The 12781-nt window shown below is 64.5% G+C and carries 11 protein-coding genes; 6 read left to right on the plus strand and 5 right to left on the minus strand.

What is annotated here, in order from left to right; genetic code table 11:
- Nucleotides 1-196 precede the first annotated feature (196 nt).
- The 3 genes from NTD80_RS29625 to NTD80_RS29635 all read left to right on the plus strand — a co-directional run bounded on the left by NTD80_RS29625 (nucleotide 197) and on the right by NTD80_RS29635 (nucleotide 4114).
- Nucleotides 197-1486 (plus strand): M18 family aminopeptidase, encoded by a 1290-nt coding sequence (locus NTD80_RS29625; protein WP_065903452.1) that lies wholly within the window; start codon nucleotides 197-199, stop codon nucleotides 1484-1486.
- A gap of 219 nt (nucleotides 1487-1705) precedes the next feature.
- The gene (locus NTD80_RS29630; protein ID WP_162946051.1) at nucleotides 1706-1873 is read left to right on the plus strand and encodes a hypothetical protein; all 168 of its coding nucleotides are present in this window, start codon (nucleotides 1706-1708) and stop codon (nucleotides 1871-1873) included.
- A 72-nt stretch (nucleotides 1874-1945) separates the two neighbouring features.
- Nucleotides 1946-4114, plus strand: coding sequence for a mechanosensitive ion channel family protein (locus tag NTD80_RS29635; protein WP_262135791.1), 2169 nt, complete (start codon nucleotides 1946-1948; stop codon nucleotides 4112-4114).
- 345 nt (nucleotides 4115-4459) lie between these two features.
- On the opposite strand, the gene NTD80_RS29640 is transcribed toward NTD80_RS29635, so the two are convergent.
- The 5 genes from NTD80_RS29640 to NTD80_RS29660 form a co-directional block, all read right to left on the minus strand.
- Nucleotides 4460-4681, minus strand: a complete 222-nt coding sequence (locus NTD80_RS29640) for an MbtH family protein (RefSeq protein WP_065903458.1) — start codon at nucleotides 4679-4681, stop codon at nucleotides 4460-4462.
- Nucleotides 4682-4763: 82 nt separating this feature from the next.
- Nucleotides 4764-6176: an aspartate aminotransferase family protein gene (locus tag NTD80_RS29645; RefSeq protein ID WP_262135792.1), complete on the minus strand. Its 1413-nt coding sequence runs from the start codon at nucleotides 6174-6176 to the stop codon at nucleotides 4764-4766.
- Nucleotides 6177-6338: 162 nt separating this feature from the next.
- Nucleotides 6339-7106, minus strand: a complete 768-nt coding sequence (locus NTD80_RS29650; RefSeq protein ID WP_262135793.1) for an N-acetylmuramoyl-L-alanine amidase — start codon at nucleotides 7104-7106, stop codon at nucleotides 6339-6341.
- A gap of 122 nt (nucleotides 7107-7228) precedes the next feature.
- The gene (locus NTD80_RS29655; RefSeq protein ID WP_262135794.1) at nucleotides 7229-8551 is read right to left on the minus strand and encodes an ATP-binding protein; all 1323 of its coding nucleotides are present in this window, start codon (nucleotides 8549-8551) and stop codon (nucleotides 7229-7231) included.
- The gene (locus NTD80_RS29660; RefSeq protein ID WP_065903475.1) at nucleotides 8548-9228 is read right to left on the minus strand and encodes a response regulator; all 681 of its coding nucleotides are present in this window, start codon (nucleotides 9226-9228) and stop codon (nucleotides 8548-8550) included. Before NTD80_RS29660 ends, NTD80_RS29655 begins: the two co-directional genes overlap by 4 nt.
- Before the next feature lie 176 nt (nucleotides 9229-9404).
- Here NTD80_RS29660 and dsbD point away from each other — a divergent pair, with 176 nt between their 5' ends.
- The 3 genes from dsbD to dsbG are packed head-to-tail and all read left to right on the plus strand — an operon-like array spanning nucleotide 9405 to nucleotide 12735.
- Nucleotides 9405-11132: a protein-disulfide reductase DsbD gene (dsbD, locus tag NTD80_RS29665; protein WP_262135795.1), complete on the plus strand. Its 1728-nt coding sequence runs from the start codon at nucleotides 9405-9407 to the stop codon at nucleotides 11130-11132.
- Nucleotides 11132-11983, plus strand: a complete 852-nt coding sequence (locus tag NTD80_RS29670; protein WP_065903485.1) for a prolipoprotein diacylglyceryl transferase family protein — start codon at nucleotides 11132-11134, stop codon at nucleotides 11981-11983. The genes dsbD and NTD80_RS29670 overlap by 1 nt, the downstream gene beginning before the upstream one ends.
- Nucleotides 11959-12735: a thiol:disulfide interchange protein DsbG gene (dsbG, locus tag NTD80_RS29675; RefSeq protein WP_120449310.1), complete on the plus strand. Its 777-nt coding sequence runs from the start codon at nucleotides 11959-11961 to the stop codon at nucleotides 12733-12735. The genes NTD80_RS29670 and dsbG overlap by 25 nt, the downstream gene beginning before the upstream one ends.
- Nucleotides 12736-12781 lie beyond the last annotated feature (46 nt).

The raw sequence follows: 12781 nt of genomic DNA on the forward strand, positions 1-12781 counted from the left end.
CACAATGAAGCAGCGCACCCCCGCCCCCCCCGGCCCCCCCCCCCCCCCCCCCCCCCCCACCCACCCCCCCCCCCCCCCCCCCCCCCCCCCCCCCCCCAGCTCCCACAGTGGTTATGTGTGGTGCTCAAGAAGGCGGCTTCACTTCAAATGTGTAGCCAATACGGTAAACTCCGCGCATTGCTGTCTGGAGCTATTTATGCGCGAAGCGTTGAATCAAGGCCTGATCGACTTCCTCAAGGCCTCCCCTACTCCTTTTCATGCCACCGCCGCCCTGGCCCAGCGCCTCGAAGCCGCCGGCTACCAGCGTCTCGACGAGCGCGAAACCTGGACCACCGAAGCCAACGGTCGCTACTACGTGACCCGCAACGACTCCTCGATCATCGCCTTCAAGCTCGGCCGCCACTCGCCGCTGCTGGGCGGCATCCGCCTGGTTGGCGCCCACACCGACAGCCCGTGCCTGCGCGTCAAGCCACAGCCGGAACTGCAGCGCCAGGGTTTCTGGCAGTTGGGCGTCGAAGTCTACGGCGGTGCGCTGCTGGCGCCGTGGTTCGACCGTGACCTGTCCCTGGCGGGCCGTGTCACCTTCCGCCGTGACGGCAAGGTCGAAAGCCAGCTGATCGACTTCAAGCTGCCCATCGCCATCATTCCCAACTTGGCCATTCACTTGAACCGTGAAGCCAACCAGGGCTGGGCGATCAATGCGCAGACCGAGCTGCCACCGATCCTCGCCCAGTTTGCCGGCGATGAGCGCGTAGACTTCCGCGCCGTGCTCACCGAGCAACTGGCCCGCGAACACGGGCTGAACGCCGACGTGGTGCTCGACTACGAGCTGAGCTTCTACGACACCCAGAGCGCCGCCGTGATCGGCCTGAATGGCGACTTCATCGCCGGCGCGCGCCTGGACAACCTGTTGTCGTGCTACGCCGGCCTGCAAGCCTTGCTTACCAGCGAGACCGATGAAACCTGCGTGCTGGTATGCAACGACCACGAAGAAGTCGGGTCCTGCTCGGCCTGCGGCGCCGATGGCCCGATGCTCGAACAGACCCTGCGGCGCTTGTTGCCGGAAGGTGATGAATTCGTACGCACCATTCAGAAATCGCTGTTGGTGTCTGCGGACAATGCTCACGGCGTGCACCCCAACTACGCCGAAAAGCACGACGCCAACCACGGCCCCAAGCTCAACGCCGGCCCGGTGATCAAGGTCAACAGCAACCAGCGCTACGCCACCAACAGCGAAACCGCCGGGTTCTTCCGCCACCTGTGCATGGCCCAGGAAGTACCGGTACAAAGCTTTGTAGTGCGCAGCGACATGGGCTGCGGCTCCACCATCGGCCCGATTACCGCCAGCCACCTGGGCGTGCGCACCGTGGACATCGGCCTGCCGACGTTTGCCATGCACTCCATCCGTGAACTGTGCGGCAGCCATGACCTGGCGCATCTGGTGAAGGTACTCGGCGCGTTCTACGCGAGCCGCGACCTGCCCTGATCTCGGCAACTGACTGCGGTCAGAACTGTGGGAGCGGGCTTGCTCGCGAAGGCGGTGTGTCAGCCACTGAATCGGCTGACTGATGTATAGCCTTCGCGAGCAAGCCCGCTCCCACATTCATTTCTGCGCACACCTGATCTGTATCACCTGCATTTTCTGCAATCCGGCCTAGACTTGTCAGAATTCCCACTCTGACAAGGCCGTCGCCCGATGATCTCCATGTCCTCCTTCCACGCCATGCTTATCCCAATTGTGATCGGCATGATCATGCTCGCGGTCGGCTTCAACTTTCGTGACAAACCTGCCGGGGTGTTCGGCATGTGGGTAGGCATGCTGCTGATCCTGGGCACCGTGGTGTACAAGATCCTCGCCAAACTGGCCGAATGACAAATGCACTCGCATTGGGCATAGCGGCCTCGTACACTCGGTCAATTCGTCGTTTCCAAGGTTGACCGCCTCGTGCTTTCCCGTCTGTTCGCCCTGCCCTGTTACCTCCTGATCGCTCTGCTTACGCTGCTGCCGCTCGCGCCTGCCCAGGCCGTGAGCCTGCCCGGCCTGCTGGGCAGCACCAACAAGACCCAACCCCAGGCCGAAGTGCCGCTCGGCCAGTCCCTGGACGAGGTGATCAAGACCCTGGAAAACGACCAGCAACGCACCCAGTTGCTGAGCGACCTGAAGAAACTGCGCGAAGCCACGCAAAAGGCCCAGCCGGCCGCCGAACAAGGCGTGCTCGGGTTGATCGGCAGTACGCTGTCGGGCTTCGAGCAGCAGTTCTACGGTGCCGACAGCCCGCTGGGACGCTGGTCCAATGAAGTCGACCTGGCCAAGGATGAACTCGGCGCGCTGATGCTGCCGGCCAGCGAATGGCTGCCGATCATTTTCGGCTTTGCCTTGATCCTGGCGGTGTGGAGCCTGCTCGCAGCCGCGCTGATCTGGCTGAGCCACCGCGTGCGTGAGCGCTTCGGCCTGCCCGAGGAACTGCCGCAACACCCGCGCACCTGGGACATGCTGCGCTTTGCCCTGCGCAAACTGGGGCCGTGGCTGATCGCGCTGGTGATCACCGTGTACCTGAGCTATGCGCTGCCCTCGTCGCTGGGTAAATCCCTGGCGATGGTGCTGGCCTACGCCCTGGTGGTCGGCACGTGTTTCTCGGCGATCTGCGTCATCGCGTTTTCGGTGCTGGACGGCCCGCACCGTCACCGCGCGCTGTATATCCTGCGCCACCAGGCGTTTCGTCCGTTGTGGCTGATCGGCAGCTTTGCGGCCTTCGGCGAGGCGCTGAGCGACCCACGGATGATGCAGGCCCTGGGACAACACCTGGCGCACACCGCCGCGACCGTGGCGAATGTGATGGCCGCGCTGTCCACCGGCGTGTTCATCCTGCGCTTTCGTCGTCCGATCGCCCACCTGATCCGCAACCAGCCGCTGTCACGCCGCCTCACGCGCCGCGCCCTCAGCGACACCATCGAAATCATCGGTTCGTTCTGGTACATCCCGGCCTTGCTGCTGGTGGGTATCTCGCTGTTCGCCACCTTCGTGTCCGCCGGCGACACCAGTACCGCCCTGCGTCAGTCACTGTTGTGCACGGTGCTGCTGGTGTTGTGCATGGTGATCAACGGCCTGGTCCGCCGCCACGCCCTCAAGCCGCAACGTGGGCACAAGCGCCATGCGCTGTACTCCGAGCGCCTGAAAAGCTTCGTCTACACCCTGGCTCACCTGGTGGTGTGGCTGGTGTTTATCGAGCTGGGCCTGCGGGTCTGGGGCCTGTCGCTGATCCGCTTTACCGAAGGCGACGGCCATGAAATCAGCGTCAAGCTGTTCGGCCTGGGCGGCACGCTGCTGTTTGCCTGGCTGATCTGGATCCTCAGCGACACCGCGATCCACCACGCCCTCACCCGCTCGCGCAAAGGCCTGGCGAATGCCCGCGCGCAGACGATGATGCCGCTGATCCGAAATGTGCTGTTCGTGACCATCTTCATCATCGCGGCCATCGTCGCGCTGGCGAACATGGGCATGAACGTCACGCCCCTGCTGGCCGGTGCCGGTGTGATCGGCCTGGCCATCGGTTTCGGTGCGCAGTCGCTGGTCGCGGACTTGATCACCGGTCTGTTCATCATCATCGAAGACTCCCTGGCCATCGATGACTACGTGGATGTCGGCGGCCACCTCGGCACGGTCGAAGGCTTGACCATCCGCACCGTGCGCCTGCGCGACATCGACGGCATCGTGCACACCATCCCGTTCAGCGAGATCAAGAGCATCAAGAACTACTCGCGGGAGTTCGGCTACGCGATCTTCCGCGTGGCGATCCCCTACAACATGGAAATCGACGACGCGATCAAGCTGATGCGCGATGTCGGCCAGAAGATGCGCAACGACCCGCTGCAACGCCGCAATATCTGGTCGCCGCTGGAGATCCAGGGGGTGGAAAGCTTCGAATCCGGCAGCGCGATCCTGCGCGCGCGGTTCAAGACGGCACCGATCAAGCAATGGGAAGTGTCGCGGGCGTTCAACTTGTCGCTCAAACGCCACCTGGACGAAGCCGGCCTGGACCTGGCCACCCCGCGCTTGAGCGTGCAGGTGGTGACGGGGGCGTCGGGCGGGTTGGAGAAAGAGAAGAACGCGTGAGTGGGAGGGGCCTGTGGTCTTGTTGGGTTGAACGGGGCTGTGTGGTGAGTAGGCTTTGTTGTGGTGAGCGGGCTTGCCCCGCGTTGGGCTGCGCAGCGGCCCCTCTCAAGAAACACTCAGTGCATCAGGTAAACCTCAGCGGCTGGTTTTGGGGCTGCTTCGCAGCCCAACGCGGGGCAAGCCCGCTCACCACAACAAGCCTGCTCACCCCAACAGCCCTGCTCACCACAATAAGCCCTGAGACCACAGCCCCCTCAGACCACAGGAAGCCCTCCAACCACAACCCCCCTCCAATGCCACAACAGGCCCGTATACCACAACAACCGAGCCTGCTGCAGCGCTGGCTCAGGACAGCGCAGCGCCGTCCATCTTCTGGCGCAGGCTCAACGGACGCATGTCGGTCCAGGTTTCTTCGATGTAGGCCAGGCATTCTTTCTTCAGGCCGCTCTTGCCCACGGTGCGCCAGCCTTCTGGCACCGCCTTGTAGTCGGGCCAGATGGAATACTGTTCTTCATGGTTGACCACTACCTGAAACAGGATGTCGTCGCGGTCAAATACTGAGGTCATTGCTGTTCTCCATCGCTCAAAGGCTGGCTGCGCACCACGCGCAGCACTGATATCTGTAGAAACGTACCAAAGCGTAAAAAAATTAGAGGCTGGCCACCGCTGCGGCCAGGGCGCGCCCGAAGATCTCGGCCACTCGGTCGACTTCGGTGGCGGTGATCACCAGCGGCGGCAGGAAGCGCACCACGCTGCCATGCCGGCCGCCGAGTTCAAGGATCAGGCCGCGCTTGAGGCATTCACGCTGCACCAGCGGCGCCAATTGGCGATGCACCGGTGGATGGCCCTGGATATCCAGGGTGCCCTCGGGGTCGACCAATTCCACGCCGAGCATCAACCCACGCCCGCGAATATCGCCAAGGTGCGGGAATTCACGCTGCAGGATTCTCAGGTGTTCACCGAGGCGTTCGCCCATGGCGGCCGCGTGGCCAGCCAGGTCGTGCTCCTTGAGGTAGCGCATCACCGCCGAGCCCGCCGCCATGGCCATCTGGTTGCCACGGAAGGTCCCGGCATGCGCGCCCGGCAACCAGGTGTCGAGCCAGTCGCGATACACCACCACCGCCAACGGCAGGCTACCCCCAATGGCCTTGGACATCACCACCACGTCGGGAATGATGCCGGCGTGTTCAAAGGCAAACATCTTGCCGGTACGGCCAAAACCGCTCTGGATTTCATCCACGATCAACGCCACGCCGGCCTGCTCGGTGATCCGCCGCAAACCGCGCAGCCAATCGAGATCGGCCGGGATCACGCCGCCTTCGCCCTGCACCACCTCGACGATCACCGCCGCCGGCAGCAACACCCCGGCTTCCGGGTCATTGAGCAGGTTTTCCAGGTAATGCAGGTTGACCCGCACACCCTCGGCGCCGCCCAGCCCGAACGGGCAACGGTAGTCGTAGGGGTACGGCAGGAATTGCACGCCATTGCCGAGCAAGGCGCCCAAGGGTTTCTTCGGCCCCAGGCTGCCCATCAGGCTCAACGCGCCCTGGCTCATGCCGTGGTAGCCGCCCTGGAACGACAACACCGTACTGCGCCCGGTGGCGGTGCGCACCAGCTTCAACGCGGCTTCTACCGCGTCGGTGCCGGTCGGGCCGCAGAACTGGATCTTGGCTTCGCGCGCCAGCGCAGTTGGCAACAGGCCGAACAGATCCTGCACGAACTGGTCTTTGACCGGCGTGGTCAGGTCCAGGGTGTGCAGGGGCAGTTCGTCACTGAGCACCTGCTGGATGGCTTCGATCACCACCGGGTGGTTATGCCCCAGCGCCAGGGTGCCGGCACCGGCCAGGCAGTCGATGAAGCTGCGGCCTTCCACGTCTTCCACGTAGATACCCTTGGCGCGCTTGAGCGCCAGGGGAATGCGCCGCGGGTAGCTGCGCGCGTTGGATTCCTGCTGGCGCTGTCGAGCCAGCAGCGGGGTTTCGTCGAACTGGTAGAGCGTTTCCGCGGGCGCCGGGCTGGCATGCACCGGGGCATCTTCGATACGGCTGATAGCGACTGACATCTCTCGATCCCTCAATACGCTGATGATGGTGACCAAACTGCCGATCCGTTGGCGTCTGGCCCAAGGGCATGCGCACGGATTTCCTGTTCTGGAAACGCACCAGCGAGAAGAGGATTTAGGGGGCAGTGACGGTTAACGGATGGATGAGCCTCGCGCCCGGCGTCACAACCCGAGGTATTTTTCGTTCAGCGCATACAAAATCGCGCAGGTCTCCGCGTCCAGGCACCCGCCGTAATCCCGCGGGCGAAAGTGCATCTGGAAAGCGCGCGTGCGCCGCTCGAACATCTGGCGATTCTGCGCCGGTTTATAGCCATAGCGCTGGAACGCCCGCTCCACCTCCACTTCAGGCGGCAATCCCAGGCGAAACCGGCGTTGGTACATGGCCCGCGTCGACTCGTCAAACCACGCGCCCACTCCCGCCTCGAACAACGTGCGCCACGGCAGGCGCGGCCCCGGGTCACTCTTGCGCCAGTAGGCCACGTCCGAGTGCCCCAGCACGTCGGCCGGGCCGATCTGCGGATGGCGCCCCAGGATGTCGCGCATCAGGGCAATGAGCACCTCCACCTGCGCCTGGCCGTACGCGGGAAAGGTAAACACCCCGCTATCGTCGCGCGCCAGGTTGACGATCTCGATGCCGATCGCCCGGCTGTTGAGGTTGTCACGCCCGCCCCAATGGCTGGCCCCAGCATGCCACGCACGCAGGTCCTCGCCCACCAGGCGAAAGACGCGCAACTCTTCATACCCGGCGGCGCGGTAGCCGGGTTCATCGGGATCGGGCAGCAGATAGTGAGCGCTGACCCCGTTCTGCGTCAGGGTCCGCAAGGACGACGCGAAAGGCGCCGCGGTATAGTGAAGGACCACCTGGCGCACGGGCTCGCCGCTGCGTTCGTTGAAGTCCCGGGCGGGGAAACTGGTATCGATGACCAACATAAGAACTGTCCTTTTCAGTACAGGCCGAGTCTTTCGGCCCGTTCAAGCGCAAAAAAATTACCGCCATCCTGAAGGGTTGATCTTCAGCAGGGCGGTAACTATTTGGCACATGAGAAAACGGATCAGCGTCGCAACGGCATGCCCAGGTCGACGCGCAGGCCATCTGCCTGGCTGTCGAATGTCAATGAACAGGAACACCGCTGCACGATGGCCTGCACGATCGCCAGGCCCAGGCCACAGCCTTCGCTGTTGCCATTGCGCCAGAAGCGTTGGGTAAGGTACTGCAGGTCCTCGGCGGAAATCTGCATGCCGTGGTCACGCACGCGGAACACCACCTGATCGCCAGCGTTGAACACATTCAGTTCCACCCGGGTGTCGGCCGGGGTGTGGCGCAAGGCGTTGTCCAGCAGGTTGCGCAGGGCAGCGACGGCCAGGCCCACCGGCATTTCCACCGGGGCGCTGGTAAGGGTGTCTGCCAGGACCAGGTCGATGCGCTGGTTGTCGCCGGCGTTCGCATCCTCGATCGCCAGCCGCGCGACTTCCTCGGCGCTGGACTGCAAGCCATCGTCGAATGACAGGCTGCCCTCCACCCGCGCCAGTAGCAGCAATTGCTCCAAGGTCCGGTGCAGGCGGTCGGCGCCTTCCTCGGCGTGGGCCAGCGACTGGTCGCGCGCCGCGCCCTCGGTCATGCGCGCGACTTGCAGGTGGGTCTTGATCGCGGTCAGCGGGCTACGCAACTCGTGGGCCGCATCGCCGGTCAGGCGGCGTTCGCGCTCGATGGTCTTGGCGATGCGCTGCAGCAGTTGGTTCTGCGTATCGAGCAGCGGCTTGAGCTCGCTGGGCAACGGGTGAATCTGCAGCGGCTCGAGGGAATCGGCGCTGCGGCGCATCAGCGCGTCACGCATGCGATTGAGCGGCAACAGGCTCTGGCCGATGCCCAGCCACAACAGGCACAGGCAACCCAGCATCGCCACGCCGACCGGCACCGAAGCAGCCAGCAGGATCGACAGGTTCAGCGCCTCGCGCTCCACCTGGCGGTCGGCGGTGGTGATCAGCAGGTCGCCACGCGACAGGGTAAAACTGCGCCAGCCCACACCGTCGACCACCTGGTCGCGGAAGCCGCTCTTGCGCGACTCCAGACCCTCTTCCGGGGTGGTATGGCTGCGCGCGAGGATTTCGCCGCGCAAGGAGCTGACCTGGCAGGCCATGCCGCCCGGCACGTGCAGTTGTTCGGCGCTGAAATGCGCGCCGCCGCTGACACTCGCCAGCCCCGGCATTTGCTCGGTCAGCCCGGCCACCATGCGCGCGGACGCCACCAGGCGCTGGTCGAGGGAAAACATCATCTGGTTGCGCAGGTCGTTGAGCATCCAGGCCGCTGCCAGGGCCCAGATCAGCACAAAAGCGGCGCCCAACTTGAAGGTCAGGCGCAGGCGCAGGCTTTTCACGACACGTCCTCTCCCCCGTCCGCCGGCCCGAGGCGGTAGCCCAGGCCACGCACGGTTTCGACGATGCCATTGCCCAATTTGCGCCGCAGGTGGTGGATATGCACGTTGAGGGCGTTGCTTTCCAGTTCGTCGTTGAAGCCGTAGACGCTGTCCTTGAGCTGCTCGCTGGACAGCACCCGGCCCTTGTTATGCAGCAGGGCCTGCAGCAGCGCCTGCTCGCGGCGCGACAGGTCGACCGGCTGGCCGCCGAGGAAGGTCTCGCGGCTGCTGGGGTCGTAGGCCAGGCGGCCGTGCTCGATCAGGTTGACGCTGCGCCCCGCCACGCGCCGCAGCAGGGTCTGCAGGCGGGCGGCGAGTTCACGCAGGTCGAATGGCTTGAGCAAATAGTCATCGGCCCCGGCTTGCAGGCCGTCGACACGATTGGTCACCGAATCTCGCGCGGTGAGGATCAGCACCGGGATCTCCAGCCCCTGGCTGCGCTGCTGCTGCAACAGCTTGAGGCCATCTTCGTCGGGCAGGCCGAGGTCGAGCACCATGATGTCGAACGTGGCCGCCTTGAGCATCGCCCGCGCCGCCGCCGCCGTGGCCACGTGCTCGACAGTAAAGCCCTGGGCGCCAAGGCCGGCGACGATGCCGCTGGCGATCAGCTTGTCGTCTTCACAGACCAGTACGTGCATGGTGAACCCTTCATGAAAGATGGGGAGGATTAAAGGTGTCGCGGATTAAGCGCCGATTATGCCGTGAAAAGAGGCGCGCTCAGTCATCCCCTTCACTTTAGAATAGCGCCCGGTTAATCATCGGTTAATCAACGCCACACATTGTGTGCCTACTTGCATCGAACTAAGGCTTGACCATGCGGCATCTGTTTACCTTTCTGCTGGTGTTGTTCGCGGGATGCGCCCAGGCCGCGCCGGGCAACCCGTTCGAGACCAAACCCGACTTCCTGCCGGTGGGCAAAGCGTTCACCTTTACTTCCGAGCGCCTGGAATCCGGTGAGACCCAGCTTTACTGGCAGATTGCCGACGGGTACTACCTGTACAAGCAGCGCATGAAATTCGATGGCCTGGCCCAACAGCCAGTGCTGCCGCAGGGCGAGGCCCATAGCGATGAGTTCTTCGGCGAGCAGGAGGTGTATCGCCAGGGCCTGGAAGTGAGGATCCCCGCCGGCGCCACCGGCCAGGTCAAGCTCGGCTGGCAGGGCTGCGCCGATGCCGGCCTGTGCTACCCACCGCAATCGATCACTGTAGACCTGGGCGGCAACCCCGCCGTTGCCGCTACCGCCGAGGCCCAGGACCAGAGCCTGGCCAGCGGCCTGCAGCAACGCAGCCTGGGTTGGAGCCTGCTGGTGTTCTTTGGCCTCGGGCTGCTGCTCGCGTTTGCCCCCTGTTCGTTACCGATGCTGCCGATCCTCGCCGGCCTGGTGGTGGGCAGTGGCGCCAGCCCGCGTCGCGGCTTTGCCCTGGCCAGCAGCTATGTGGTGTGCATGGCGCTGGTGTATGCCGCGCTCGGCGTGTTGGCCGCCTTGCTCGGCGCCAACCTTGCCGCACTGCTGCAAACACCGTGGATCCTCGGCAGTTTCGCCGCGCTGTTCGTGATCCTCGCGCTGCCGATGTTCGGCTTCTTCGAGCTGCAACTGCCGGCCTTCCTGCGTGACCGCCTCGACAACGTCAGCCGCCAGCAAAGCGGTGGCAGCCTGCTGGGCGCCGGGGTTCTCGGCGCGCTGTCGGGCCTGTTGGTGGGGCCCTGCATGACCGCGCCCCTGGCCGGCGCCCTGCTGTACATCGCCCAGAGCGGCAATGCCGTGCACGGGGGCTTGATCCTGTTCGCCATGGGCATCGGCATCGGCATTCCGCTGTTGCTGCTGGTGACCGTGGGCAACCGCTTCCTGCCCAAGCCGGGCACCTGGATGAACGTGCTCAAGGGCGTCTTCGGCTTCCTGTTCCTGGGCACCGCGGTGCTGATGATTCGCCCGGTGGTCGACGACAGCCTGTGGATCGGCCTGTGGGGCGCACTGGCCTTGGTGATGGCTTACTGCGGCTGGACCCTGGCCCGCGAGTACGGCCTGGCCGCCAAGGTGTTCGGTGCCGGTTCGCTGGTGCTCGGCCTGTGGGGCGCGGTGCTGGTGGTGGGCGCAGCCGGTGGCAGCGATGACCTGTTCCAGCCATTGAAGGTCTACAGCGGTTCGCGAGTCGCCACCGCAACGGACGCCCACGACGCCTTCATGACCATCAAGGATCCAGCCGTGCTGCAAAGCCAGCTCGACAGCGCCAAGGCCCAGGGCCAATGGGTGCTGGTGGACTACTACGCCGACTGGTGCGTGTCGTGCAAAGTCATGGAAAAACAGGTGTTCGGCAAACCCGAGGTCATGGCCGCCCTGAAGGATGTCCGCCTGCTGCGCCTGGACGTCACCGCCGACAACGCCGCCAGCCGTGCGCTGCTCGGCCGCTACAAGGTGCCGGGGCCGCCGAGCTTTGTCTGGATCGGCCCCGACGGTGAGGAGCGCCGTGCCCAACGCATCACTGGCGAAGTGGACGCCGCCGCTTTCCTGCAACGCTGGACCCAGACCCGGGACGCCCTCTGATGCTGACCCTGACCATCGGCACCTTCGCCATCGCCCTGAATCACATCCTGTTGATCGGCGCGCTGATTCTCGCCACCCTGGTGGGTTGGCGCGTGGCCAAGCGTGGCGGTGAAAACCCGGAATCGGTGCTGTTCAGCCTGTTCCTGCTGGGCATGCTGGTGGCCCGCATCAGCTTTGTGCTGATGTACTGGAGTGACTACAGCAACGACTGGCTGCAGATGGTCGACCTGCGCGACGGCGGTTTCCTCGCCTGGCCTGGCGTGGTCGCACTGGTGCTCGGCGCACTGGCCTACGGCTGGCGTCGCCCGGCCCTGCGCAAGCCGCTGAGCGCCGGGGTGATCACCGGCCTGCTGTTCTGGGGCATGGCCACCCTGTCCCTGAGCCTATACGACAAAGGCACGCAACTGCCGGACATCACCCTGCGCAATGCCAATGGCGAGGTGGTGCAACTGGCCGACTACAAGGGTGGCCCGCTGGTGATCAACCTGTGGGCCACCTGGTGCCCACCGTGCCGGCGGGAAATGCCGGTGCTGGAACGCGCGCAACACCAACGCCCGGACGTGACCTTCCTGTTCGTCAACCAGGCCGAAAGCATGCAGAGCGTCAGCACCTTCCTCGCTACCCAGGGCCTGACCCTCGACAACGTACTCTTCGACGCCAGCGGCCGCCTCGGCCAGGCCGTGGGCTCCATGGCGCTGCCGACCACGTTGTTCTACCGGGCCGACGGGCGCCTGATCAACAGCCACCTGGGCGAGTTGTCCCAGGCCAGCCTGGCCCGTGCCATGGAACCCTTCGACACCGAACCTGCCGCCATAAGGAAACCGACATGCCCCGCCTCCGCCACCTGCTGACCCTGCTGCCGCTGACCTTCCTGTCACTCAGCGCGACAGCCACCCTGGCCCAGGCCGAAGACTGGCCGGCACCGATCAAGCAGATCGAGGCCAAGGGCGCCAAGATCCTCGGCAAGTTCGATGCGCCCAGCGGCCTCACCGGCTACGCCGCGCAATACCAGAATCGCGGCATGGCGCTGTACCTGACCGCCGACGGCAAGAGCGTAATCGCCGGCAACCTGTACGACGCCCAAGGCAATGACTTGAGCAGCGCGCCCCTGGAAAAACTGGTGTACGCGCCGATGGCCAAGGAAGTCTGGGCCAAGATGGAAAACAGCAGCTGGATCCAGGACGGCGACAAAAACGCGCCGCGCACCGTCTACCTGTTCAGCGACCCCAACTGTCCGTACTGCAACATGTTCTGGGAACAGGCGCGGCCATGGGTGAAAGCCGGCAAGGTGCAGTTGCGCCACATCATGGTCGGCATCATCCGCGAAGACAGCCCAGGCAAATCCGCCGCACTGTTCGCCGCCAAGGACCCGCAAAAAGCCCTGGAAGAACACGAGGCCGCCGGCAAAGCCAGCAAGTTGCAGGCGCTGGCCAAGATCCCGGCGACTATCGAAGCCAAGCTCGATGCCAACATGAAGTTGATGGATGAGCTGGAACTGTCGGCAACGCCGGCGATTTTCTACCTGGATGACAAGGGCCAATTGCAGCAACAGCAAGGGGCGCCGTCGCCGGAGAAGTTGGTGAAGATTTTGGGGCCGAAGTAAGCAGCGCCTGGCCTGACCTCATCGCCGGCAAGCCAACTCCCGTAGG

The organism is Pseudomonas sp. 13B_2.1_Bac1 (assembly GCF_025466155.1).
In the GTDB taxonomy this organism is placed as follows: domain Bacteria; phylum Pseudomonadota; class Gammaproteobacteria; order Pseudomonadales; family Pseudomonadaceae; genus Aquipseudomonas; species Aquipseudomonas aylmerensis.